Raw genomic sequence first — 23,379 nt, 5'->3', positions numbered from 1 at the left:
GCGGGGATTCAGCTGTTTGATGAAAGGTAAACCAAATAGTGCGACGTCGTGACGCCCGCCCGCAGGGCACCGGCACCGCCGGCCCTGCCGGGGCTCGCCATGGTGAGGATGCCGATGGTACCCCTCGCCATATGAAGGCGCCCAAGGGGCTGCCGCTTTGGTTGAAAATTGTTACCGGCGTAGTCTCTGTTGCCCTGGTTGCCGGCGTCGCCTTTGCCGCTTTCTGGTTCATTCGACTACAGACCAACATCACCAAGGCGCCGCTGACCGCCGGGGAAACCCGTAATGCCGGTGATCCCTTGGCTGATGACAAGACGGATCGCTTGCAGATCCTGATCCTGGGATCCGATACCCGTGATGGCAAGAACGCGGAGTACGGCAGTACTGAAGACTCCACCGGTTACGGCCACTCCGACGTCATGATGCTGTTGGACATTTCAGCGGACAATAAACGCGTCAATGTCCTGAGTTTCCCGCGGGACCTCCTGGTGGACGTTCCCCAATGTACTGACCGCACCAACAACCAGACCTTTCCCGCCCGTAGCGGAGTCATGATCAACGAGGCCATGGCGGAAGCTGGAATTGGTTGTGCCGTGGATACGGTCAACAACCTCACGGGCTTGGAAATCGACCACTTCATGATGGCGGACTTCAATGCCGTCAAGGAGCTCTCCCACGCTGTTGGCGGCGTCAACGTCTGCGTCAGTGATCCCGTTTTTGACCCGGATTCCCGGCTTCGCCTGCCCAAGGGCGACTCCATGGTGGAAGGCGAACAAGCCTTGGCTTTCCTGCGAACCAGGCATGCGTTCGGTGACGGAGGGGACCTTGGCCGCATCAAGGGCCAGCAGGCGTTCCTCTCATCCCTGACGAGGAAGCTTAAGGACGAGGGCACTCTTGGGAACCCGCAGAGACTGCTGCAGATCGCAGACGTGGTCACCAAGAACCTGACCGTTGATGAGGGCCTGGCATCAGTTCCGTCGCTGCTGACCATTGGTGGGCGGCTGAAGGATATTGATGTGTCCAAGGTAGCTTTCGTTGCCGTGCCCACGCAGCAGGCCGCCGCTGACCTCAACCGGTTGGAACTGGTGGAGCCGCAGGCATCACAGCTCTTCGCGGCGCTTCGAGCAGATCTCGATCTCACGAACCCTGGTGCGACGTCCACGCCTGCCCCCAGCGAAAGCCCGGCCCCACAGCCGACAGCTACCACGCCCGCCCCGCCGGCTTACGACAAAGCAATCCAGCCGGTGGCTGTTGCCAATGGCAGCGGCGTTCCTACCAGGGCGCAGGAACTCATGACTGTCCTCACAGGAAACGGTTTTACCCAAGCTGTCTCCTACCTGGCCAACCCGGTGGATCAGACGGTGCTTTACTACGGCTCCGGATTCGCTGACGTCGCTGCCGACGTCGCTGCACTTTTCGGCATCCCCGCGGCGCAGGTTCAAGAAGCTCCGGGTGTAGCTGGCGTTCAGCTCTACGTGGGTACAGATTTCGGCACTGGTACTGCGTACGGCGCGGCATCTGTACCTTCCGATGTGGTAAACCAAACGGCCAGTGATGCCGTGTGCCAGCAGGTCAATCCCCTGTACATCGAGCAATAGCAGAGCGTCGCCGAGGGTAGATGAACATGAAGGCCGGGCCAGTTACCAACTGACCCGGCCTTTGGTTTTGGGAGCTACCAGATGCTGACGCGTTCCCCGGGCGCCATCCACATGCCGTCCCCCTCGGTCACGCCGAATGCTGCATGGAAGGCGTCGAGGTTCCGGGCTATGGCATTGGTCCGGAATTCATTGGGGGAGTGGGGATCAGTGGCCAGTCTTCGGATGGCTTCTTCAGTCCGGATCACCTGGCGCCAACCGGCTGCCCACGACATGAAGAACCGTTGGAAGCCTGTGAAGCCGTCAAGCACCTCGGGCTCCGTGCCGTTCAGGCTCAAGAGGTATGCCTTGTAGGCGATGGTTAAGCCTCCGAGGTCGCCGATGTTCTCACCCAAGGTCAGCTTGCCGTTGACCTTATGGTCCGGAGCTGCGTAGGGCGATAGGGCGTCGTACTGGGCAACCAGCTTGGCCGTCAGGGCCTCAAAGGCCGTACGGTCGTCCTCGGTCCACCAATTACGAAGTGCTCCGCTGCCATCGAACTGGGAGCCTTGGTCATCGAATCCGTGGCCGATCTCGTGTCCGATCACTGCACCGATGCCGCCATAGTTCACAGCGTCATCGGCATCGGCAGTAAAGAACGGAGGCTGGAGAATAGCCGCGGGGAAAACGATCTCGTTGAGCATGGGATGGTAATAGGCATTTACCGTCTGGGGAGTCATGAGCCACTTTGTGAGGTCTACGGGCTTCCCGATCTCATCCAAGTGCCGGTCAACATCCGCGTCGTGTGCACGCTCCACGTTCCCGAGGAGATCGCTGGGGTCGATCTCCACTGCGGAGTAGTCGATCCACTTGTCCGGGAAACCAATTTTCGGGCGGAAGGCGTCCAGCTTCTTCAGGGCCTCCTTCTTGGTTTCCTCACCCATCCACCCAAGGGCCGTGATGCTCTCCCGATACGCTTCGATCAGGTTTGAGACCAGTGTCTCCATCCTTGCTTTGTGTCCGGCAGGGAAATGCCGATCAACATAGATCTGGCCCACAGCTTCGCCCAGGGCCGCCTCGACCACCGCCACCCCGCGCTTCCACCGCTCTTTGTTCTGCGGTGTACCGCTGAGGGTGGTGCCGTAGAAATCAAAGTTGGTGGAAACAAAAGCGGAAGACAGGTATGGCGCGGCGGAGCTGAGAACCCGGAGAGTCAGCCACTCCTTCCAGGTTTCCAATGGCTCGGATTTCAGCAGCGCTGCAGCCCCTGCAAAGAAGTCCGGAGTACTCACAACAATTTCGTTCCGCTTGTCTTGTTCAACCCTTGCCGCCTGGAACCAGGTGTCGAGCAAGGGGAACAGTGCTTCGGCTTCCTCAGCAGTCTTGAGGTTGTATGTCTTTTGGGGATCCCGCAAGGTCACGTTGTCCCAGTGGTGGGACGCCAGAGCAGTCTCGAGGGCGACGATTCTTTGTGAAGCCGCGTCCGCGTCCGGGATGCCCGCCAGTTTGAACAGTTTGGCAATGTAGTCCCCGTAGGCAGAGACAATGGGCGCGAACTTTTCCTCGCGGTAATAAGACTCGTCCGGAAGGCCGAGGCCGCCCTGACCTATGTAGAGGAGGATACGTTCAGGGTTGCCCGCATCAGGTGCGGGGTAAATGGAAAAGAGGCCTGAGATGTCTGAGCGGAACAACCGCCCTATGAGGCTTGCCAGCTCCTCTGCAGAGGCTACCGCCCGTACCTGTTCAAGACGGCCACGCACAGGCTCCATGCCCTTTTTCTCAGCTGCTTCTTCGTCCATGAAGCTGGCATACAGACCGCCGACTTTCTGTTCAATGCCGGTGGCCGTCTGTCCCTTCGCCGCTGCCTCTTCGATGATGGCCTTGACAGCCAGTTCGGCGCCATCCCGCAAGGCCGTAAAAGTACCTTCAAGCGGCCTGTCGTCGGGGATTGTAGTGCTGTCGAGCCACGCGCCGTTGACATGTTGATAGAGGTCATCCTGGGGCCGGACGCTGTGATCGATATTGGAAAGAGATATCCCCGACTGTGGCACTGTGGCTCCTTGTGTGGACACTGCAGCCGGCGTTTCCACCGTCGCGGCGTCTGCATAGTGGACGTTGCATGAGGTGTTGCACTGTCATCATACGCATCGTGTTACTGTGAATTTGTGCGTACGGCGATGCTTCTTCTTAGCTGCCGCGGCGAGGCCTGAAAGCTATCTGAAGCTGGGCCATCCTCGCCGCGGAGTTCCGTTGTGTCCGGCTAAGCTTTCACTTAGTTCTTAGAGAAAAGGCCACACGTCATGCGTAATGCACAAAAGCCCTCCGGTATGCCGATTCACCGCTACCTGCCCTTCCAGGACCAGATCACTGTGGAGGTTCCGGATCGCACTTGGCCGGACAAGGTCATCACAAAGGCCCCGCGCTGGTGCGCAGTTGACCTGCGCGATGGTAACCAGGCCCTGATCGATCCCATGAGCCCTGCCCGCAAGCTGAAGATGTTCCAGCTGCTGGTGAAGATGGGCTACAAAGAGATTGAGGTTGGTTTCCCCTCGGCGTCGCAGACCGATTTCGACTTCGTCCGCCAGCTCATTGAAGGCGGCCACATTCCTGACGACGTCAGCATCCAGGTTCTGACACAGGCACGTGAGCATCTCATTGAGCGCACCTACGAATCCCTGGTCGGCGCCAAGCAGGCGATTGTGCACCTCTATAACTCCACGTCGGTACTGCAGCGTCGGGTCGTCTTTAACCAGGACGAGGACGGCATTCTGGACATTGCCCTGCAGGGAGCGCGTCTTTGCAAGAAGTACGAAGAGACGCTGACCGATACACACATCACGTACGAGTACTCACCGGAGTCCTTTACGGGGACCGAGCTGGAATACGCAGCCCGCGTATGCAATGCCATTGCGGACGTCTTCGAGGCATCTGCGGACAAGCAGGTCATCATCAACCTGCCGGCCACGGTTGAAATGGCCACCCCCAACGTTTACGCCGATTCCATCGAGTGGATGCACCGAAACCTGCACCCTCGGGAAGGAATCATCATTTCCCTCCACCCGCACAATGACCGTGGAACAGGGGTAGCCGCGGCAGAACTCGGCTACCTGGCGGGTGCCGATCGTATTGAGGGCTGCCTGTTCGGCAACGGCGAACGCACCGGCAATGTGGACCTGGTAACGCTGGGTCTGAACATGTTCGTGCAGGGCGTGGACCCCATGATTGATTTCTCGGATATCGATGAAATCCGCCGGACCGTTGAGTACTGCAACCAGTTGCCCGTACCGGAGCGTTCGCCGTACGGTGGCGATCTCGTCTTCACCGCTTTTTCAGGCTCGCACCAGGATGCCATCAAGAAGGGTTTCGAGGCGCTGGAGAAGGATGCCGCTGCTGCGGGGAAGTCGGTTGATGACTTCACCTGGCAGGTGCCTTACCTGCCTATCGATCCCAAGGATCTGGGACGCAGCTACGAGGCCGTGATTCGGGTCAACTCTCAGTCCGGCAAGGGCGGCGTGGCTTACCTGTTGAAGAACGAGCACAATCTGGATCTGCCTCGCCGGGCACAGATTGAGTTCTCCGGGGTCATCCAGCGGCGCACCGACGCCGTGGGCGGCGAGGTCAGTGGCGCCCAGCTGTGGCAGATTTTCCAGGACGAGTACTTGCCCTCTGACGAAGAGCAGGCCCAGTGGGGCCGCTACGGCTTGGGCAGCGTGAGCACCGAGACAGATGAGTCCGGTGCGATGACCATGAACGCCAACCTGCGGATCGACGGCGTCGAAGTCCGCCGTACGGGCCATGGCAACGGTCCGATTGCTGCCCTCTTGGATATCTTGCACCACGACGGTGTTGACGTGCGCGTGCTGGACTACAGCGAGCACGCACTGTCCGAAGGCGGTAGCGCAAGCGCGGCAGCATACGTTGAGTGCGCTGTGGGTGAACGCGTTCTGTGGGGTGTGGGCATTGATCCCAGCACCACCACATCATCGCTCAAGGCCCTGATTTCGGCAGTAAACCGGGCCGTCCGGGATGCCCAGGCGTAAGAACGCTGAGTGTGGTGACGGTAAATTCCGTCACCACACGGTCCGGCGAACACCGCCGGACCCTGGCATAGTGCGAAGATTAGTTGTGGCCAATCCGTCGTTTGCAGCGCGGTCCTATAGGGACGACGCCGTGGTGCTCCGCACCCACAAGCTGGGCGAAGCGGATCGAATCATCACTTTACTGACCAAGCATCATGGTCAGGTTCGTGCCGTCGCCAAGGGGGTCCGCAGGACCAGCAGCCGTTTTGGAGCACGTCTGGAACCTTTTATGGTGGCAGATTTGCAACTTGTCCAAGGCCGGACCTTGGACATTGTTACCCAGGCCGTGGCGAAAGGTGCTTACGGAAGCAGTATCGCCGCTGACTACGGGCGTTTTACTGTGGCCGCGGCCATGACGGAAACTGCCGAGAAGCTAACGGATGCAGATACCGAATCGGGAACCGCCCACTACAATCTGCTGGTTGGAGCCCTGGCGGCCCTGAGCCGCTCGGACCATCCGCCGGAACTCATTCTGGACTCCTATTTATTGCGGGCACTGGCCACCGGCGGCTGGGCACCGAGTTTCACCGATTGTGCACGGTGCGGCCGCCCGGGTCCTCACACGGCATTCGCCGCTCCCGTTGGGGGTATGGTGTGCAGCGACTGCAGGCCTCCAGGCTCACCGGCCCCGGCACCGGAGACGGTGGTGTTGCTCGGTGCCCTGTTGACTGGTACGTGGAGCGTTGCCGATGCTTCAGATCCGCGGCACCGACGGGAGGCTGCCGGCCTGGTGGCAAGCTACCTTCAGTGGCACCTCGAACGGGCCTTGAAATCACTCAAACACGTGGAGCGAAGCTAATAGTGGTATTGGGAAAGAAGAGCAAAACAACCGTGGCAAGGACTGCTCCTGTGGTCCCCCCTTACAGGCACCCTTCCGGGGCAGTGCCGCCAAGCATCCCCAGCGAGTTCATTCCGCAGCACGTGGCTATTGTCATGGACGGCAACGGGCGCTGGGCCAATCAACGGGGCCTGCCACGGATAGAGGGGCATAAGGCCGGCGAACCGGCGCTTCTGGACGTCATGGCCGGGGCGATCGAACTGGGAATCAAATACGTCAGCGTTTACGCATTTTCCACCGAGAACTGGCGCCGCTCACCCGAAGAAGTCCGATTCCTTATGGGATTTAACAAGGATGTACTACGACGCCAGCGTAACCAACTCGATGATTGGGGCGTCCGCATTCGCTGGGCTGGGCGCCGCCCCCGCTTGTGGGGTTCGGTGATCAAGGAGTTGGAGGAGGCCGAGGATTTCACCCGTGCCAATGACACCTGCACCTTGACCATGTGTGTTAATTACGGTGGCCGGGCAGAAATTGCCGACGCCGTTTCAGCCATTGCGCACGACGTCGCCGCCGGCCGTCTTAGGCCAGGATCGGTGACGGAGAAAACGATTCAGAAGTATCTGGATGAGCCGGACCTTCCTGATGTAGACCTCTTTCTCCGCAGTTCGGGGGAGCAAAGGCTCTCCAACTTCCTGCTGTGGCAATCGGCCTATGCGGAGTTCGTTTTTATGGACACCTTATGGCCGGATGTGGACAGGCGGACCTTGTGGGAAGCGGTTGAAATTTACGCACAACGCGATCGTCGCTATGGCGGGGCGGTGGACGCCGCACCCGCGGCAAAGTAGCACGTGCATGTTAAGTCAGTAGGGATATGCCGCCAACCACACAGCCACGTCCCGGTAGGCCTGCTGACGGACCGTGCGCCGTGAGAGGAATACGTCGTGCAGGGCGCCGGGGTAGCGGAACACAGCAGTTCGGCGGGCGAGGCCGAGGGCCCGCCGTGAAGTTTCCTCAACATCAATCACCGCGTCAGCGCGCATGAGATCGGCAGTCCATTCGGCCTGGATCCGGGTTCTTCCGGACAGGAGTACCAGCACAGGTGCGTCGATGTTGAGCTTGCGTTCTACTGCGGCGTGGCCGGCGAGAACCGCCTTTGTCCATCCGGCACGAATGGGAAAGGAAGCCCGCGGCCGCCATACAGGATCCAGCATCCATTCACCGTGTCCCTCATTGCTGACGCTTTCCCAGTAGGCGGGCATTTCGGGGAATCTGAAGGGACGCTTGGGGTCTGTCCGTGCAAAGGGTTCCACCAGGTGCATGGCGATGCTTCTGACGAGGCTGCTTCCCTGGAGCTCAAGCCAGGGCGAATTCAGGACGAGTGTGCCCAACCGTCCCGGATTGCGGTCAGCCCATAGAGCGGCGATCAGCCCACCCAGCGAATGGGCCAGCATGTGAATGGTGGGCGGCGTCGCATTACCGGTTCGTGAAGCAATGTCCCGTTCTATCTCATGAAGGGCAGCGGCGAGGTCTTGGTCGTATATGCCCAGGTCCGAGGTGTAGCCAGGCGTTTGTCCCGGCAACAGACTTCGGCCGAACTTCCGCAGGTCCAGGGCGTAGAAATGAAAGCCGGACGCCGTCAAGTACTCGGCCAGTTCGGTCTGCAGGAAGTAGTCGGCCCATCCATGCAAATAGAGAACAACCCTCGGGGCTCCTCCGGGATCCGCGGGTGCGGGGCGCCGTTTGCGCTTGGTAAAGGACGCGAGGAAGTCAAGGACCCCTTGCGGAGCTGGCTGGGCTGCCGGAGGTGCGTACCTGATGAGGGTCGCTTTGACCGGCCCCTCTTCATCAGCTTTCATCGGCAGGTCCATGCACTCGTAGCCGTGCCCCAGTACGTCAGGCTTCCATAGTGAAACCGTCTCCTCCGTGGTGGTCATGTGTCTCCTTCCCGCCGATGCCCTGGCTCGTTGGTGTCCATGAATCCATTGACCCACCGCGCAAGCCGCGCATAGGCGTCTTTCCGAACAGCCGGGGCCGAAAGAAAGACATCGTGGAGGGCGCCGTCTATGCGTTCCAACGTAACTGTCCTGCCCAAAGCCATGGCCCGTAAGGCGATGACACTGACATCCAGCACGGCATCCGAACGGCGCATTGATTCCTGCCACACCATGCCGTTGGCGCTGGTGGTTGAGGTCAGGACAAGGACCGGCATCTCCAACTTCAGGCCACGCGCTACCTGTGAATGGCCGGCGAACACAGCACTCAGCCAACCTGCGCGGACCGGGAACGCAAGCGGTGGCCGGTAGTTTTCATCCAGAGTCCATTCACCTTCGGCTGTGCTGCTGATGCTCCTGAAGTAGAAGCCGCGCTCCGGCAACCTCAAGACAGTTTCGGGTCGAAGGCGGGCTATTGGCGACACCATGGCCTGCGCGGCGCGCCGCACCAGCGAACTGCCGTGCATTTCCAGCCACGGGCTGTCCAGGATCAGGTACTGGACATCGTCCGGATGGCGGCTGGCCCATAACGCGGCCACCAATCCTCCGGTTGAATGGCCCATCAGTGTCAGGCTCCCTTTTTGGGAGTCAGGGCGATCGCCGTGAATGATGTGGATGGCTTTTTCAATTTCGGCGTCGTAGTCGGTCAGGCTTGCCACGTAGCCGCCGGGCATGTCTGCCTGGAGGCTCCGTCCGTGGTTGTGCATGTCCAGCGCATAGAAATCGTAGCCTTGCTCTGCCCAGAAACCGGCCAGCTCGGTGTTGAAAAAGTAGTCGCTCCAACCGTGGAGGAACAGCACAGCACCAGTGCGCTTCGGCGGTGACTGGCCGTCGTCGTGAGTCTGCTTCCCGGACGGGAGCCGGTGCCGGATCAAAGTGGCATGTCGGCTCACGCCATCGACGCCCGTGGCGTCAAGGCCGCAGGACTGGAAATCGGGTCCCAATATATCGGCGGTCCACTCCATGGCTCCAGCTTAGACACTGGCGGCGGCGTGCCGCCCCGCAGCCCTGCCGGTAAAGAGGCAACCTCCCAGGAACGTTCCTTCCAAGGCCCGGTACCCATGGACGCCACCGCCTCCAAAGCCGGCTGCTTCACCCGCGGCATAGAGCCCGGGCACTGCCACGCCTTCGCGATCCACAACCCGTGAGTTCAGATCCGTGGTGATTCCTCCCAGGCTCTTCCTCGTCAATATCGAGAGGCGGATGGCCATTAGGGGTCCGTGATCAGGATCGGTCAATCGGTGCGGGGGAGCAACCCGCATGAGCTTGTCGGTAGCGAATCGACGCGCCGCCCTGATGGCGGCCAGTTGTGGGTCCTTGCCCAGGCCGCTGGCCACCTGGTTGTCCCGTGCCCGGATTATAGCCTCCAGCCCGGCGGCGTCAATGAAAGTGTTTTGTGCGAGCTGGTTCATCCGTGTTGCAAGACCTGCAGGTGTTGACGCCTGTAGGAAGTCGACACCCTTGTCCATGAAGTGCTGTATTGGTGAATCCGCCGTTGGCCGAAGCCGGGATGCGAGCAGTCGAACATTCTTGCCCGTAAGATCCGGGTTCTGCTCGGAACCGGAGAGTGCCATTTCTTTCAGGGCAATGGTGCGGTTCAGGACAAACCACGAGTATCCATGTCCCGTTCCCACGATGTGCCTCAATGCTCCCTGTGAGTCGAAGCCCGGAAAGAGCGGCGCCGGCAGTTGGTGGCCCTCGGCGTCCAACCAGAGAGAGGAAGGTCCGGGCAGGATCCGGATTCCGTGCTTGGGCCACACCGGATCATCGTTGTGAATTCCTTCGGGGTAGTGCCACATGCGGTCAGTGTTGACCAAGGAAGCGCCGGCGGACTCAACCACGGAAAGGAACTCGCCGTCAACGGACGCCGGAACGCCACTGAGCATGTAGTCAGGTGCTCCGTGCCCGGGCCATTGTCCGCGCACGGCCTGATGATTACCACCAATCCCGCCCAGGGTCACCACCACGGCTGCAGCTTCTGCCTCAAAGCTCCCGACGACGCCCCGTCCGGACGCCTGACCCCTCGCCGCCGTCGAATCTTCCAACAGCTCGCCGGAAACGCCGGTGACCCTGCCTGATGAAGTGGTCAAGGACGATGCCCGATGCCTGAAATGAAGGCTGACCCTGCCGGCGCCGAGGCCCTCGCGCACCTTGGCGAGGAACGGCTCAACAAGCGCAGGACCGGTTCCCCAGGTGAGGTGGAAGCGGGGAACCGTGTTGCCGTGCCCCTGCGGCCCGTATCCGCCGCGTTCGGCCCATTGCACCAAGGGAAAGATGCCTACCCCAAGGCTCCGCAACCATGCCCGCATCTCACCTGAGGCGAAGTGGACATAGGCCTCCGCCCACTCCCGGGCATGGTTGTCCGAGGTTCGGTCAAAGGCTGCCGAAGCGAGCCAATCGGACAGAGCCAGCTCTGCGCTGTCCTTTACACCCAGGCGCCGTTGCTCCGGCGTATTGACCATGAAGAGGCCGCCGAAGGACCAGTGCGCCTGACCTCCAACAGAGGCTGCGGGTTCCTGGTCCACCAGCGCCACCGTCTTGCCCGCAGCATAGGCTGTGGCGGCGGCAACAAGTCCGGATAAGCCCGCACCGACCACCACGACGTCGGCAATGACCTTGCGGTGCCCATGATCTGCATCACGATTTTCCAGCGGCATCCCTACATGCTAGCGGGCGGCCAAGTCACGGGTTTGGTCAGGGGTGGGTAAGCGGGAAAACTAGGACCATGCGTGTTTACCCCACATTCTTCAAGTTGGCCTTCTCCTGGATGGATGCCGAGAAGGCCCACAAGATCGGCTTCCAGGGAATCCGGGCGGCCCACCGCTCCGGCGCCGGTAGGATCCTTGCGCGGATCACGGCTCCTGATGCTTCGCTTCGCACGGAGGCGCTGGGGCTCACCTTCCCCTCCCCGTTCGGTTTGGCTGCAGGCTTCGATAAGGAGGGCCACGGAATCGAAGCTTTGTCGGAGCTGGGTTTTGGTCATGTGGAAGTGGGGACCATCACCGGCCAAGCACAGCCCGGCAATGAAAAACCGCGCCTTTTCCGTTTGATTGAGGACAAAGCGGTTATCAACCGCATGGGATTCAATAACGACGGCGCCGCTGCCGTGGCTCCGAGACTCAAGTCAGCACGGGCTGCTTTGCAGCGGCTGCACCCTGACGTTCGGCCCATCATTGGGGTCAACATCGGTAAAACCAAGCTGGTTGAGCTCGACGACGCAACCGAGGACTACTTGATAAGTGCCCGCAGCCTTGCGCCGGCTGCAGATTACCTGGTGGTCAATGTCAGCTCTCCCAATACCCCGGGTTTGCGCTTGCTGCAGAACGTGGAAACCCTTCGGCCCCTGCTGCGGGCTGTCGGCGACGCAGCCGATGAGGCCGCAGGCCGGCACGTCCCGCTTCTGGTCAAGATCGCCCCCGATCTCTCGGATGAAGACATCGACGACGTCGCACGCCTGGCGCTCGACCTGAAACTTGACGGAATTATCGCCACCAACACCACCATTTCCCGCGAGGGGCTCGTCTCGGACACCACGAAAGTGGAGTCTCTGGGCGCTGGCGGTTTGTCTGGTGCGCCCCTCAAGCAGCGATCCCTGGAGGTGCTGCGCAGGCTCAAGGGCTCAGTGGGGGACCAGCTTGTCCTTATTGCGGTAGGTGGCGTTGCCACGCCGCAGGATGTTCAGGACCGATTGGATGCCGGAGCCACTTTGGTGCAGGGCTATACAGCTTTCCTCTACGAGGGCCCTTTCTGGGCTTCCCGGATCAACAAGGGCCTTGTGAAACTTCGCCGGCGCGCAGCCCGCTAAGGATGGCTTTGTAGTCAGGGACACATTTTCGGAGACAAACCGAAACAGAGAAGACCCCGGACCAGTGGTCCGGGGTCTTCTTGTTGGTAACGCAGGGAATGGAGCCCGTGGGGCTGCGTGGAGCCTAGGCCGGGAATTGTCCGCGCTTTACCTGGGGTTTGGGAAGGCGGAGTTTGCGGAACTGAAGGGCGCGCATGCAGCCATACCAAATTGAGCCGCGTTCCACTTCGCCGAACTTCTCCGTGAGGCGCTTCCGAAGTTTGCGCGAAAGGATGAACACGTCCACAAAGACTGCGAGGAACATGATCCAGAAGCCAATCAGGACGTAGCTGATGCCGGCGCTGGTGGGCGGAATAATCAGCGAAATCACCACGAACAGCAGGGCGCCGAACATGAGGTACTCGCCCAGGCTGAACCTGGCGTCTACGTAGTCTCGGGTGTACCGCTTCTGGGGGCCTTTGTCACGGAGGGGGAGGAACCTCTCATCTCCTGTATCCAGGGCCTGCCGCATCTTCTGCCGCTGGTCCTGAATGGCTACCCTTTCCGCTGCCTTTGAAGCCTTACGGTCGGTGGGGACCAGCGGGCGCTTGCGGGCCGCTTCCTGGTCCTTCCGCTTGGGCGTTGGAGCGCCCTTTCCTGCTCCGGGCTCCGGTGCGGTGGCGTAGGCCTGATCTACTACTGATTGAGCGCTGGGCTCTTCCTTTTTGCGTCCGAACACCCATACAGAATACCCCTCAAGAAGGTGGTCCACGTTACGTGTCCCGCTGCCGGTGGCCAAGCTGCCCGGCCCACCGGTTCCGGCTGTGCCTGCTTCGGGGGAAGAATCCCCGGCGGTAAAGTGTGGCCCATGACTTCAGCACATGCGGAGATCCCGCAGAACAAGCAAGGGCACTCCGGCTCCACTCCCGTCGAGGCACTGACAACGGCGGTAAACCAAACCTTTGAGGCCACTATGGCGTCACTGAAAGACCTGGTGGCTATTCCGGGGATTGCGTGGGCAAGCTTCGATCCCAATGAACTGGATCGGAGCGCTGACGCTGTTGCCGCTCTGGTAAAGGAAGCCGGGATGGAGGACGTGCGGATCCTTCGCTGCAGCAAAGCCGACGGTACGCCCGGTGGTCCTGCCGTCGTCGCACGCCGACCTGCCGCCGAAGGCAAGCCGACCATCTTGCTGTATGCGCACCATGACGTGCAACCTCCCGGGGACCGCAGCCTTTGGAACTCCGAGCCGTTCGTCGCCGAAGAGCGAGATGGCCGGTTGTACGGCCGTGGTGCCGCCGATGACAAAGCAGGCATCATGGCGCACCTTGCCGCTTACAGTGCAGTTTCCAAGGTTCTCGGCGAAGATTTCGGGATTGGGGTGACCTTTTTCTTCGAAGGGGAGGAAGAAGCGGGGTCTCCCACATTCCGGACGTTCCTCGAGGAGCACAAAGAACTTCTCCGGGCCGATGTGATCGTCGTTGCCGATTCCAGCAACTGGAAGGTGGGCGTCCCCGCCCTGACCACCAGCCTTCGAGGCCTGGTGGACGGAACGTTCGAGGTGCGAGTGCTGGAACACGCGGTCCATTCGGGCATGTTCGGTGGTCCGGTGCTTGATGCGCCAACACTTTTGTCACGGCTTATAGCTACTCTCCATGACGACGCCGGCAACGTGGCAGTAGCCGGCCTGGTGGGCCGGGATGACGTCGCCGTGGACCTTGCCGAAGAGGACTACCGCGCCGATGCATCAGTGCTCGACGGCGTGAAGCTGGCCGGCAGCGGAACCATTGCCTCGCGCTTGTGGACCAAACCGGCACTTTCCATCATTGGAATGGACGTCCCCGCGGTGGACGTCGCATCCAATACGCTCATCCCGGCTGCCCGCGCGAAGTTCAGTATGAGGTTGGCCCCGGGGCAGGATCCCGAAGCGGCAATGGCCGCCCTGAAGGAGCACGTTGAGTCCCACGCGCCATTTGGTGCACAGGTGACCTTCACTCCGGGGGAGAGGGGCAATGCCTTTTCCACAGACACTTTGTCCGCTGCGGCACGGGTTGCCCTTTGGGCCCTGGGGGAATCGTGGGGTGTCACGCCCGTGGAAATGGGAATCGGCGGTTCCATTCCTTTTATCTCTGATCTGCTGGAGATGTATCCGGATGTTCAGATCCTGGTGACCGGCGTGGAGGATCCCGATTCCCGGGCCCACAGCGCCAATGAATCCTTGCATATAGGAGACTTCCGGCATGCGGTCCTGGCGGAGGCGCTGATGTTGGCACGGCTCAATGCCGAAGGCCTTAAAGCCTGAGGCCACCGGTGAATGTCCTCGTGCGTGCTCCGGGAACAACCGGATGCTGTGTGTGGTTACGTCAGGAGTTATAGCTAAGCGTCTGCGCGACGTAGCATTAGCTATAACCCGTACGTTATTGGGTAAGGGCAGGCAGCGTTCCGGCGCCGCCGCCAAGAGCTTCATAAGAAGGTAGGCCAATGAGCACTGCAACCAACGAAAACAGCACCGGAGCACAGCTCGTCACCAACGACGACGAACTGGCCACGCACGAGGTCAATCTGACCGACGTCGCCGCAGGTAAGGTCCGCAGCCTGCTGGAGCAGGAAGGGCGCACAGACCTCCGGCTGCGCGTTGCAGTCCAGCCTGGCGGATGCTCGGGTCTGATCTACCAGCTTTACTTCGATGAGCGTCTGCTCGACGGAGATGCTGTCCGCGACTACGACGGCGTTGAGGTGGTAGTGGACAAGATGAGCGTTCCTTACCTCAGTGGCGCAAGCATCGACTTCGAAGACACCATTTCGAAGCAGGGCTTCACCATCGATAACCCGAATGCCGGCGGGTCCTGCGCCTGCGGTGATTCGTTCCACTGATGTGAGCCATCGCCGCATGTCGGCGCCCCTCCGGACGAGTTTGAAGTCGTTCGGAGCCACGGCGCTGACATGTGCGCGAAAACCGCGTGATAGCGGTAAGCTCTACATCGGGTAGTAAAACTTTTAGTGTGCCCGGTGAGCCTTCGGCCTGCCGGGAGACAGCAACAAGAGGAAGGGCCGTCTGTGAGTTCGCAGAACCGAACCGGCAGCCGACGCATAAAGATCACATCGATCACTGGCTTGGCACTAGCCGGCGCGTTGGTTTTGACCGGATGTTCACCAGAGGTAGAGAAGGGTTGGCTGCCTACAGAGCGCGGCACGACCAACCACACTGACCGGATCATGGACCTCTGGGTCAACTCATGGATCGCCGCCTTGGCAGTCGGTATTATCACGTGGGGCCTCCTGGTCTGGTGCATCATCGCTTACCGTCGCCGCAAGGGCACCACGGGTTTCCCCAAGCAGCTCAGCTACAACCTGCCGCTTGAGGTCTTCTACTTGACCATCCCGTTGTTCATGGTTTTGGTGTTCTTCTACTTCACCGACCAGGATCAGCGCGCTATTGATGACCGCTCCCAGCCTGCCGACGTCGTTGTTGACGTCCGCGGCAAGCAGTGGGCGTGGGACTTCAACTACAAGCAGGGCGAGGTCATCAAAGAAGATCTCCATGAGGCTGGCGTACAGGCCCACCTCACCGGCAACGAGGTCAACAAGGAACTGCTCCCCACTCTGTACTTGCCAGTAGGCAAGTCAGTGGATCTGGAGCTGAATTCCCGCGACGTCATCCACTCATTCTGGGTACCCGCCTTCCTTCAGAAGCGCGACATGATCCCGGGCAAGACGAACTACATCAGGTTCACTCCAACCAAGGAGGGCACCTTCGATGGCAAGTGTGCCGAACTCTGCGGTGAATACCACTCCGAAATGCTTTTCCGCGTCAAGGTTGTCTCCGAGTCTGAATTCCAGGCCCACATGGACAAGCTTCGCCAGGATGGCAACACGGGCCTGCTCGGTGCGGAATATGACCGCAATCCGAACCTGAACGAGAAGTAAGGGGAGCGACGTGGCTACGTACACTCAATCCGCACCGGGGGTCCTCGAAGCTCCCGTTGTTCCTAAGTCCAAGGGGCGCATCGTCGTCAACTGGATCACCTCCACCGACCACAAGACCATCGGGTACATGTACCTCATTGCGTCCTTCGTGTTCTTCTGCCTCGGTGGCGTTATGGCGCTGTTGATCCGCGCTGAACTGTTCGAACCCGGAATGCAGATCCTGCAGACCAAAGAGCAGTACAACCAGATGTTCACCATGCACGGCACCGTCATGCTCCTGATGTTCGCTACGCCGCTGTTTGCCGGTTTTGCGAACGTCATCATGCCGCTGCAGATCGGCGCTCCCGACGTCGCTTTCCCGCGACTGAACGCGCTGGCATTCTGGTTCTTCCTCTTCGGTTCCACCATTGCTGTTTCCGGCTTCATCACGCCGCAGGGTGCTGCATCCTTCGGCTGGTTCGCATATGCTCCACTGTCCAACACCACCTTCAGCCCTGGCGTGGGTGGTGACCTCTGGGTCTTTGGCCTCGCATTGTCCGGTTTCGGAACCATCCTTGGTGCCGTCAACTTCATCACCACCATCATCTGCATGCGTGCTCCCGGCATGACCATGTGGCGTATGCCGATCTTCACCTGGAACACTCTTGTTACGGCGATTCTGGTGCTGATGGCGTTCCCGCCGCTGGCAGCTGCGCTGTTCGCACTTGGTGCTGACCGCCGCTTCGGTGCCCACATCTTTGACCCCGAGAATGGTGGCGCCGTTCTCTGGCAGCACCTGTTCTGGTTCTTTGGGCACCCCGAGGTGTACATCATTGCGTTGCCGTTCTTCGGCATCGTCTCGGAGATCTTCCCGGTCTTCAGCCGCAAGCCGATCTTCGGCTACAAGGGTCTTGTTTACGCAACGATCGCCATTGCCGCCTTGTCCGTCACCGTGTGGGCCCACCACATGTACGTCACCGGTTCCGTGCTGTTGCCCTTCTTCGCCTTCATGACCATGCTGATCGCGGTGCCAACCGGTGTGAAGTTCTTCAACTGGATCGGTACCCTGTGGCAGGGCTCAATTACCTTTGAGACGCCCATGCTCTGGAGCATCGGCTTCCTGGTTACCTTCCTCTTCGGTGGCCTCACGGGAATCATCCTGGCCTCGCCGCCGCTTGACTTCCACGTCTCTGACTCCTACTTCGTGGTGGCACACTTCCACTATGTTGTGTTCGGCACCGTTGTGTTTGCCATGTTCGCGGGCTTCTACTTCTGGTGGCCGAAGTGGACGGGCAAGATGCTCAACGAGCGGCTCGGCAAGATCCACTTCTGGCTCCTGTTCCTCGGCTTCCACGGCACCTTCCTGATCCAGCACTGGTTGGGTGTTGAAGGTATGCCTCGTCGTTACGCCGACTACATGCCGCAGGATAACTTCACGTGGATGAACCAGTTCTCCACCATTTCCTCCTTCGTCCTGGGTGCTTCGCTCCTGCCGTTCTTCTGGAACGTCTACATCACCTGGCGCAGCAACAAGAAGGTCGAAGTCGATGACCCGTGGGGCTTTGGAGCGTCGCTCGAATGGGCCACGTCCTGCCCGCCGCCGCGTCACAACTTCACTTCCTTGCCACGTATCCGCTCCGAGCGCCCGGCCCTGGACCTTCACCACCCGGAGTTGGCCCAGGTTCACACCGCCGAGGCCCCGTCGCCCGCAGCAGCTGTTTTGGGTAACGCCGACCAAAGGGACGTCAGCAAATGAAAATTGAATCGTGGCTCTTCGGAGCAGGAGTCTTCTTCTTCGTCCCCGTAGCTATCGCCTACGGCTTCCTGACGGAATGGAACGAGTGGGTGGGTGTCCTCGGCATCCTCCTCGTAGGCGGCCTCGCAGGCATGATCGGCGCATACCTCGGATTCACCGGCAAGCGCATCGGTCTGCGACCTGAAGACCGTCCCGATGCTGAGATTCATGAAGGCGCCGGCGAGCAAGGGCACTTCAGCCCTTGGAGCTGGTGGCCGCTGGTCCTCGGCTTGGCTTGTGCCGGTGGGTTCCTCGGTCTTGCCATTGGCTTCTGGGTGACTTACGTTGCCGGTGGCCTCGCATTGATTGCATTGGTTGGCTGGGTTTTTGAGTACAGCCGTGGCGATCACGCCCACTAGTTAGTGTGAGAACAGCAATGGGCCCCACCTTTTGGTGGGGCCCATTGCTGTTTAAGCCTGAAGGACTGCTTGGTATCCACAGAGTGAAGGAGCCGAATGGGCTCTCAGCGGGCTTCTGTACGCTCCAGGACGGCTGAAAGCGCGGCCAGAGCACTCTGAGCGGTCTGAAGGCTTTGCTCGTCACTGAGCGCCTCAGGGGCTATTTCCAGATAGACCGTGCAGCCCTGCTCGAAGTCCTCCGTCATGACCTCGAGCAGCGAGCGGGCATCAACCGGAGCGCCGTCCTGTTTGCGAATGGTTACTGGAAGTCCTGTCTCCGTCACGGCACGCACAAATACTGCGGCCGCCCGCGCGTGTAAACCGATCTCTGCGGCAACGAAGGTCTTCTGCTCCGGCAACCCAGCTCCTTTGATAAGTGACGGACTCCGTCTAAAAATTGGTCCGTACCAGCCTATCCGCCGGGACCTCTCGTCTTCCACATAGGGGTGGTGGTCTAGACCTCCGCACTGACTCACTTATTCTTGAATCATGACTCAATTGCTGGAAGGCTGCCGTGGCTGAGGCAGCAAGCATAGCCGGTGAAATAGACCGAGCCAGCGGCACACCAATCTACGTTCAACTCCGTGAAATCCTCAGGACGTTCATCGCCCAGTCCTGTCCTCCCGGATCTGCACTGCCATCAGAACGGGATCTGTCCGAACGGTTTGGATTAGCCAGGATGACTGTCCGCCAGGCTATTGACGCCCTGGTGGGGGAGGAAGTCATTGAGCGAGTCGTAGGCCTTGGGACCTTTGTAAGAAAACCGAAGCTGGACCTGCAGGTGAAACTGACTTCCTATAGCGAGGAGATGCAGCGTCGCGGGATGGTCCCTGCCGCCAAGGTCTTGAGCTTTGAGCAAATTGCTGCCAGCGCTTTCCTCGCCAGGGAACTCCAGTTGGACGAAGGCACCCCGCTGGTCCGGTTCCGCCGTTTGCTTCTGGCCGACAATGAGCCCATGAGTGTGGATGAAAACTTCATTCCAGCCCATCGGGTGCCCGGTTTGCTCGATGAGGCACCTCCAACCTCGCTGTACAACGTTCTGAGCGAGCGTTTCGGCTTGGTGATGGAGTGGGGCGAGGACATGATTGAAGCCACTGCGGCGTCTCCGTCCACCGCCAGACTTCTCAATGTGGATGTGGGGGCTCCGTTACTCAAAATACAACGGCATGCGTTCGTGGCCCGTGCAATGGTGGACTACTCCGTCTCCTACTATCGGGCGGACCGCTACAAACTCTGGGTGCCATTGCAGCGGCCTGGAGTTCGCCCCACACGCAACTATTCCTCGGGGTACCGCTCCCAGTAGCTCCTGATCGGTTTGAAAGGTCTGGAGCGCCCCTGTAGGGATGAGGATAGATACTGTAGGAATGAGCATAGATAAAGGAAGGGCCCGGTCCATGTGGACCGGGCCCTTCCTTTATGTTCGAGGTCTGAACCGTTAGTGGCTCAGGCTCTTCTGGTCTTCAGCAGTCTCGATGGCCTCGTGGTGACCGTGAGCGTGTGCTGCCTCGAGTTCCGCCGGTGTTGCCGGAGCAACGCGGTCTTCGAAGAACCAGCGGGAAAGTGCCGCGCGGCGCTTTTCCTTGGCGGTAACAACGCCGTGTTCGTTCGGCTGCGCCGGAATCGGAGCAGGCGATTCGAAGCCGACGAGCTTGTAACGCTTGTACTCATCCAGCGGAGCGTGGACCTCGATGAACTCACCGTGGGGGAGTCGTACGATGCGCCCAGTCTCACGACCATGAAGGGCAATTTCCCGGTCCTTGCGCTGCAGTGCCAGAGCAATTCGCTTGGTGACGATGAATGCGATCACAGGGCCGATGAAGAACAGTGTCCTCAGCCAGTAGGTCACATCGTTCAACGAAACATGGAAGTGGGTTGCAATGAGGTCCGAACCTGCAGCTGCCCACATAACGCAGTACCAGGTGAAGCCGGCCACGCCGATCGCGGTGCGGGTGGGGGCGTTGCGCGGACGGTCGAGAACGTGGTGTTCACGGTTGTCCTTGGTGACCCAGCGTTCGATCCACGGGTACATGAACAGCACCGTGAAGATGATTCCGGCCGGGACAAGTGCCGGAAGCAGAACGTTCAGCGTCAGGGTTCGTCCGAAGATGACCCATTCGAAGTGGAAGTCGTTAATGACACCCGGCATAAGGCGAAGCGCACCGTCAACGAACCCGATGTACCAGTCAGGCTGGGTACCGGCCGAAACCGGGGAGGGGTCGTAAGGGCCGTAGTTCCAGATCGGGTTGATCGTGAACGCCGCCGCCATAAGTGCAAGAACACCGAAGACGATGAAGAAGAATCCACCGGCCTTTGCTGCGTATACCGGGCCGAGGGGGTAGCCGACGACGTTGCCGTCGTTGCGTCCCGGGCCGGGGTACTGGGTGTGCTTGTGGACAACCACCATGAAGAGGTGGATGACGATCATCAGGAGAATCAGCGCCGGAACCAGCAGGATATGCAGAACGTAAAGTCGGCCGATGATTGCCGTACCAGGGAATTCTCCGCCGAAGAGGAAGAACGAGGTGTACGTACCGATGACCGGGATCGACTTGATGACACCGTCGATGATGCGCAGGCCGTTGCCGGACAGCAGGTCATCGGGGAGTGAGTAACCGGTGAAGCCGGCAGCCATTGCAAGGATGAGCAGCACACCGCCCACAACCCAGTTCATTTCACGCGGCTTGCGGAAAGCACCCGTGAAGAAGACGCGGAGCATGTGCACACCAAGTGAAGCCACGAAGAGCAGGGCTGCCCAGTGGTGCACCTGGCGCATGAACAGGCCGCCACGGACATCGAAGGAGATGTTCAGCGAGGAGCTGTAGGCTACGGACATTTCGACGTTGTACAACGGCGTGTAGGAACCCTGATAGTGGGTTTCTGCCATGGACGGGTCGAAGAAGAAGGTCAGGAATGTACCCGACATCAGCAAGATGACGAAGGAGTACAGCGCCACCTCACCAAACATGAACGACCAGTGGTCAGGGAAGACTTTCCGGCCGAACTCGCGCAGGATGCCGGAGCCGCCAACACGCTCGTCCACGAAGTTGGTAAAACTACCAACCTTGGTCTTCGGAACGAAGGGGGCTTCAGCTGTTGATGAGGCGCTCATGCTCGTCACGCTCCCAGTAACTCGGTCCTACAGGTTCTCTGAAGTCGCTGGTGGCGACGAGGTAGCCCTCTGCATCAACTGCGATGGGCAGCTGGGGGAGCGGACGGCTTGCCGGTCCGAAGATGACCTTGCATTCCTGAGTGAGGTCAAAAGTGGACTGGTGGCAGGGGCACAGGAGGTGGTGCGTCTGCTGCTCGTAAAGAGCAACGGGGCAGCCTACGTGCGTGCAGATCTTGGAGTAAGCAACGATTCCGTTGTAGCTCCAGTTTTCACGACCCTCGGACGGGTTCAGCGAGTCCGGGTCCAGGCGCATCAGGAGAACAACGGCTTTTGCCTTCTCGTTCAGCTTGCCTTCGTGGAGTTCGTTGAGTCCTTCAGGAATTACGTGGAAGGCCGAACCAATGGTGACGTCCGAGGCCTTGATGGGAGTGCCATCAGGGTCGCGGGTCAGGCGCTTGAGCTTGTCTCCCTCGGGTGCCCACATGGTGTGAGCCAAAGCGTTGTCCGGGCGCGGGCCCAGATCGCCAAAGATGGCAAGAGCCGGCAGCGGAGCAAGCGCAACGGCACCAAGAAGGGTGTTGCGGATCAACGGGCGGCGCTTGATGCCGGTCTCGTCCACGATGTCGTCGACGATGCGCACAGCAGCCTGGCGATCCTCTTCCGTGCGAATAGCGTGGCGCTCTTCGGACACTTCGTGATCAGGCATCAGGGCCTTGGCCCAGTGCACGATTCCGGTGCCGATTCCCAGCATTGCAAAGGCAGTACCGAGGCCCAGAAGGAGGTTCTGGGTGCGGATGGTCGCAATGGAGGTATCTTCGCCCAAATCGATGGCAAAGTATGCCACCAGGAACACCAGCGTACCGATTACAGAGGTGCCAAACAGAATGGCTACCTGACGCTCGGCGCGCTTTGCGGCTACCGGGTCCGTGTCAGCCAGGCGCAAACGATGCGGAGGAAGTCCAGGATCCTGGAACTTCTCCACCTCATTCTGACCAGCCGTAGCTACGGTGCCCGAGTGGTTCGGACTGCCGTCACTATGGTTGCCCATAATTCGCCTCATCCTTCTCTCGTTGTCTCGGCCGGGGCCGAGTTATTTTCAGTTTCAAACTGCTGACCATGCAGCAGAAGTTTTGTTGCGTCCGGACTAGGAGGTACGGGACGTCAGCCAAATCGTGAAGGCGATGATGACGCCCAAACCGGCTACCCAAACAAACAGACCTTCGGACACCGGGCCAAGGGAGCCCAGATCCGCGCCGCCGGGTGACCCGTTGGCTTCGATGGTCTTCAGGAAGGTGATGATGTCGCGCTTGTCTTCAGGAGTGACATTGGAGTCGCTGAAGACGGGCATGTTCTGCGGACCGGTAACCATGGCTTCGTAGATGTGCTCAGCACTCACACCTGCCAATGCGGGAGCGAACTTGCCGCGGGTCAGGGCGCCGCCGGCAGCTGCGGCATTGTGGCACATGGCGCAGTTGACGCGGAAGAGTTCGCCACCGTTGGCTGCGTCTCCCTTTCCGTCGAGGAGGTTTGCCTCAGGGATGGCCGGACCTGCACCGAGGGATGCAACGTAAGCGGAGAGCTGCTTGGTCTGCTCGGCGTTGAACTGGGCGGGTTTCTGCTGGGCCTGCGGGCCGCTCATCTGCATGGGCATGCGGCCGGTGCCAACCTGGAAGTCAACTGCAGCAGCACCCACGCCGACCAGCGAGGGGCCGTCCTGGGTTCCGCTGGCACCCATGCCATGGCAAGTGGCGCAGTTGGCGGCAAAGAGCTTGCCGCCTTCTTCTACGTCGCTTGCGCTGAAGCTTGTGGTGTCGGCCTTGGCCTGGTTGACAGTTGTGGCAACGGCGTACAGCCCACCAGTGAGGAGGAGGCCCATCAGCAACAGCGCAATGGCTGCCAGTGGGTGACGTCGCTTCTGCGAGAGTGCCTTCACGTGGTGGTTCCTTTATTCGATCCTGCGTC

21 protein-coding genes are annotated in these 23,379 nt (G+C 60.1%); 11 read left to right on the top strand and 10 right to left on the bottom strand.

Annotated elements, in window-relative coordinates:
- Positions 1 to 8 precede the first annotated feature (8 nt).
- The gene (locus ABI796_RS10405; RefSeq protein WP_281283981.1) at positions 9 to 131 is read right to left on the bottom strand and encodes a hypothetical protein; all 123 of its coding nucleotides are present in this window, start codon (positions 129 to 131) and stop codon (positions 9 to 11) included.
- Between ABI796_RS10405 and ABI796_RS10400 the strand changes: the two genes are divergently transcribed.
- Positions 132 to 1,598 carry an LCP family protein gene (locus ABI796_RS10400; RefSeq protein ID WP_246095780.1) on the top strand — a complete coding sequence of 489 codons (1,467 nt, stop codon included), beginning with the start codon at positions 132 to 134 and terminating at the stop codon, positions 1,596 to 1,598.
- A gap of 74 nt (positions 1,599 to 1,672) precedes the next feature.
- On the opposite strand, the gene ABI796_RS10395 is transcribed toward ABI796_RS10400, so the two are convergent.
- Positions 1,673 to 3,625: a M13 family metallopeptidase gene (locus ABI796_RS10395; RefSeq protein ID WP_141283546.1), complete on the bottom strand. Its 1,953-nt coding sequence runs from the start codon at positions 3,623 to 3,625 to the stop codon at positions 1,673 to 1,675.
- A gap of 249 nt (positions 3,626 to 3,874) precedes the next feature.
- Between ABI796_RS10395 and leuA the strand changes: the two genes are divergently transcribed.
- From leuA to ABI796_RS10380, 3 genes are all read left to right on the top strand, one after another.
- A complete protein-coding gene (leuA, locus tag ABI796_RS10390; RefSeq protein WP_011774910.1) occupies positions 3,875 to 5,614 on the top strand; it encodes a 2-isopropylmalate synthase in 1,740 nt (579 codons plus the stop codon).
- Between the two features lie 85 nt (positions 5,615 to 5,699).
- Positions 5,700 to 6,452, top strand: a complete 753-nt coding sequence (gene recO / locus ABI796_RS10385) for a DNA repair protein RecO (protein ID WP_024816784.1) — start codon at positions 5,700 to 5,702, stop codon at positions 6,450 to 6,452.
- A gap of 2 nt (positions 6,453 to 6,454) precedes the next feature.
- Positions 6,455 to 7,279, top strand: coding sequence for an isoprenyl transferase (locus ABI796_RS10380; protein WP_141283545.1), 825 nt, complete (start codon positions 6,455 to 6,457; stop codon positions 7,277 to 7,279).
- A gap of 15 nt (positions 7,280 to 7,294) precedes the next feature.
- On the opposite strand, the gene ABI796_RS10375 is transcribed toward ABI796_RS10380, so the two are convergent.
- From ABI796_RS10375 to ABI796_RS10365, 3 genes are read right to left on the bottom strand one after another with little or no spacing between them, the layout of a single operon-like run.
- Positions 7,295 to 8,368 carry an alpha/beta hydrolase gene (locus tag ABI796_RS10375; protein ID WP_141283544.1) on the bottom strand — a complete coding sequence of 358 codons (1,074 nt, stop codon included), beginning with the start codon at positions 8,366 to 8,368 and terminating at the stop codon, positions 7,295 to 7,297.
- A complete protein-coding gene (locus tag ABI796_RS10370; RefSeq protein ID WP_141283543.1) occupies positions 8,365 to 9,390 on the bottom strand; it encodes an alpha/beta hydrolase in 1,026 nt (341 codons plus the stop codon). The genes ABI796_RS10375 and ABI796_RS10370 overlap by 4 nt, the downstream gene beginning before the upstream one ends.
- Before the next feature lie 9 nt (positions 9,391 to 9,399).
- Positions 9,400 to 11,082 (bottom strand): FAD-binding dehydrogenase, encoded by a 1,683-nt coding sequence (locus tag ABI796_RS10365; RefSeq protein WP_141283542.1) that lies wholly within the window; start codon positions 11,080 to 11,082, stop codon positions 9,400 to 9,402.
- A gap of 68 nt (positions 11,083 to 11,150) precedes the next feature.
- Between ABI796_RS10365 and ABI796_RS10360 the strand changes: the two genes are divergently transcribed.
- On the top strand, positions 11,151 to 12,230 hold the full coding sequence (locus ABI796_RS10360; protein WP_141283541.1) for a quinone-dependent dihydroorotate dehydrogenase: 1,080 nt from the start codon (positions 11,151 to 11,153) through the stop codon (positions 12,228 to 12,230).
- A gap of 124 nt (positions 12,231 to 12,354) precedes the next feature.
- Here ABI796_RS10360 and ABI796_RS10355 read toward each other — a convergent pair whose 3' ends face one another.
- Positions 12,355 to 12,948: a DUF3043 domain-containing protein gene (locus ABI796_RS10355; protein WP_303409130.1), complete on the bottom strand. Its 594-nt coding sequence runs from the start codon at positions 12,946 to 12,948 to the stop codon at positions 12,355 to 12,357.
- Between the two features lie 129 nt (positions 12,949 to 13,077).
- On the opposite strand from ABI796_RS10355, the gene ABI796_RS10350 reads away from it, so the two are divergent.
- From ABI796_RS10350 to ABI796_RS10330, 5 genes are all read left to right on the top strand, one after another.
- The gene (locus ABI796_RS10350) at positions 13,078 to 14,511 is read left to right on the top strand and encodes a dipeptidase (RefSeq protein ID WP_141283540.1); all 1,434 of its coding nucleotides are present in this window, start codon (positions 13,078 to 13,080) and stop codon (positions 14,509 to 14,511) included.
- A 179-nt stretch (positions 14,512 to 14,690) separates the two neighbouring features.
- Positions 14,691 to 15,083 (top strand): HesB/IscA family protein, encoded by a 393-nt coding sequence (locus ABI796_RS10345; protein ID WP_011774901.1) that lies wholly within the window; start codon positions 14,691 to 14,693, stop codon positions 15,081 to 15,083.
- A gap of 183 nt (positions 15,084 to 15,266) precedes the next feature.
- Positions 15,267 to 16,136, top strand: a complete 870-nt coding sequence (gene coxB, locus ABI796_RS10340; RefSeq protein WP_141283539.1) for a cytochrome c oxidase subunit II — start codon at positions 15,267 to 15,269, stop codon at positions 16,134 to 16,136.
- A gap of 10 nt (positions 16,137 to 16,146) precedes the next feature.
- Positions 16,147 to 17,871, top strand: a complete 1,725-nt coding sequence (gene ctaD / locus ABI796_RS10335; protein ID WP_011774899.1) for a cytochrome c oxidase subunit I — start codon at positions 16,147 to 16,149, stop codon at positions 17,869 to 17,871.
- Positions 17,868 to 18,269, top strand: a complete 402-nt coding sequence (locus tag ABI796_RS10330; protein WP_017197598.1) for a cytochrome c oxidase subunit 4 — start codon at positions 17,868 to 17,870, stop codon at positions 18,267 to 18,269. Before ctaD ends, ABI796_RS10330 begins: the two co-directional genes overlap by 4 nt.
- Before the next feature lie 104 nt (positions 18,270 to 18,373).
- Here the strand turns inward: ABI796_RS10330 and ABI796_RS10325 are convergent, their stop codons facing one another.
- The gene (locus tag ABI796_RS10325; protein WP_174754540.1) at positions 18,374 to 18,667 is read right to left on the bottom strand and encodes an HPr family phosphocarrier protein; all 294 of its coding nucleotides are present in this window, start codon (positions 18,665 to 18,667) and stop codon (positions 18,374 to 18,376) included.
- 155 nt (positions 18,668 to 18,822) lie between these two features.
- Between ABI796_RS10325 and ABI796_RS10320 the strand changes: the two genes are divergently transcribed.
- Positions 18,823 to 19,611 carry a GntR family transcriptional regulator gene (locus ABI796_RS10320; protein ID WP_141283538.1) on the top strand — a complete coding sequence of 263 codons (789 nt, stop codon included), beginning with the start codon at positions 18,823 to 18,825 and terminating at the stop codon, positions 19,609 to 19,611.
- 132 nt (positions 19,612 to 19,743) lie between these two features.
- Here the strand turns inward: ABI796_RS10320 and ABI796_RS10315 are convergent, their stop codons facing one another.
- The 3 genes from ABI796_RS10315 to ABI796_RS10305 all read right to left on the bottom strand — a co-directional run bounded on the left by ABI796_RS10315 (position 19,744) and on the right by ABI796_RS10305 (position 23,350).
- Positions 19,744 to 21,417, bottom strand: coding sequence for a cytochrome b (locus ABI796_RS10315; RefSeq protein WP_141283537.1), 1,674 nt, complete (start codon positions 21,415 to 21,417; stop codon positions 19,744 to 19,746).
- Positions 21,395 to 22,465: a ubiquinol-cytochrome c reductase iron-sulfur subunit gene (locus tag ABI796_RS10310; RefSeq protein WP_043470287.1), complete on the bottom strand. Its 1,071-nt coding sequence runs from the start codon at positions 22,463 to 22,465 to the stop codon at positions 21,395 to 21,397. The genes ABI796_RS10315 and ABI796_RS10310 overlap by 23 nt, the downstream gene beginning before the upstream one ends.
- Before the next feature lie 96 nt (positions 22,466 to 22,561).
- Positions 22,562 to 23,350, bottom strand: a complete 789-nt coding sequence (locus ABI796_RS10305) for a c-type cytochrome (protein WP_141283536.1) — start codon at positions 23,348 to 23,350, stop codon at positions 22,562 to 22,564.
- Between the last annotated feature and the right edge of the window lie 29 nt (positions 23,351 to 23,379).

The organism is Paenarthrobacter aurescens (genome assembly GCF_041549525.1).
Classification (GTDB): domain Bacteria; phylum Actinomycetota; class Actinomycetes; order Actinomycetales; family Micrococcaceae; genus Arthrobacter; species Arthrobacter aurescens.
The sequence above is the reverse complement of the archived record's forward strand: the minus strand, read 5'-3'. Positions and strand labels throughout refer to the sequence as shown.

Coding starts and splice junctions, on each gene's coding strand:
- ABI796_RS10400 (WP_246095780.1), top strand. CDS start 132: ATGAAGGCGCCCAAGGGGCTGCCGCTTTGGTTGAAAATTGTTACCGGC.
- ABI796_RS10315 (WP_141283537.1), bottom strand. CDS start 21,417: ATGAGCGCCTCATCAACAGCTGAAGCCCCCTTCGTTCCGAAGACCAAG.
- ABI796_RS10370 (WP_141283543.1), bottom strand. CDS start 9,390: ATGGAGTGGACCGCCGATATATTGGGACCCGATTTCCAGTCCTGCGGC.
- ABI796_RS10330 (WP_017197598.1), top strand. CDS start 17,868: ATGAAAATTGAATCGTGGCTCTTCGGAGCAGGAGTCTTCTTCTTCGTC.
- ABI796_RS10350 (WP_141283540.1), top strand. CDS start 13,078: ATGACTTCAGCACATGCGGAGATCCCGCAGAACAAGCAAGGGCACTCC.
- leuA (WP_011774910.1), top strand. CDS start 3,875: ATGCGTAATGCACAAAAGCCCTCCGGTATGCCGATTCACCGCTACCTG.
- ABI796_RS10310 (WP_043470287.1), bottom strand. CDS start 22,465: ATGGGCAACCATAGTGACGGCAGTCCGAACCACTCGGGCACCGTAGCT.
- ABI796_RS10405 (WP_281283981.1), bottom strand. CDS start 131: ATGGCGAGGGGTACCATCGGCATCCTCACCATGGCGAGCCCCGGCAGG.
- ABI796_RS10360 (WP_141283541.1), top strand. CDS start 11,151: ATGCGTGTTTACCCCACATTCTTCAAGTTGGCCTTCTCCTGGATGGAT.
- ABI796_RS10375 (WP_141283544.1), bottom strand. CDS start 8,368: ATGACCACCACGGAGGAGACGGTTTCACTATGGAAGCCTGACGTACTG.
- ABI796_RS10365 (WP_141283542.1), bottom strand. CDS start 11,082: ATGCCGCTGGAAAATCGTGATGCAGATCATGGGCACCGCAAGGTCATT.
- ABI796_RS10345 (WP_011774901.1), top strand. CDS start 14,691: ATGAGCACTGCAACCAACGAAAACAGCACCGGAGCACAGCTCGTCACC.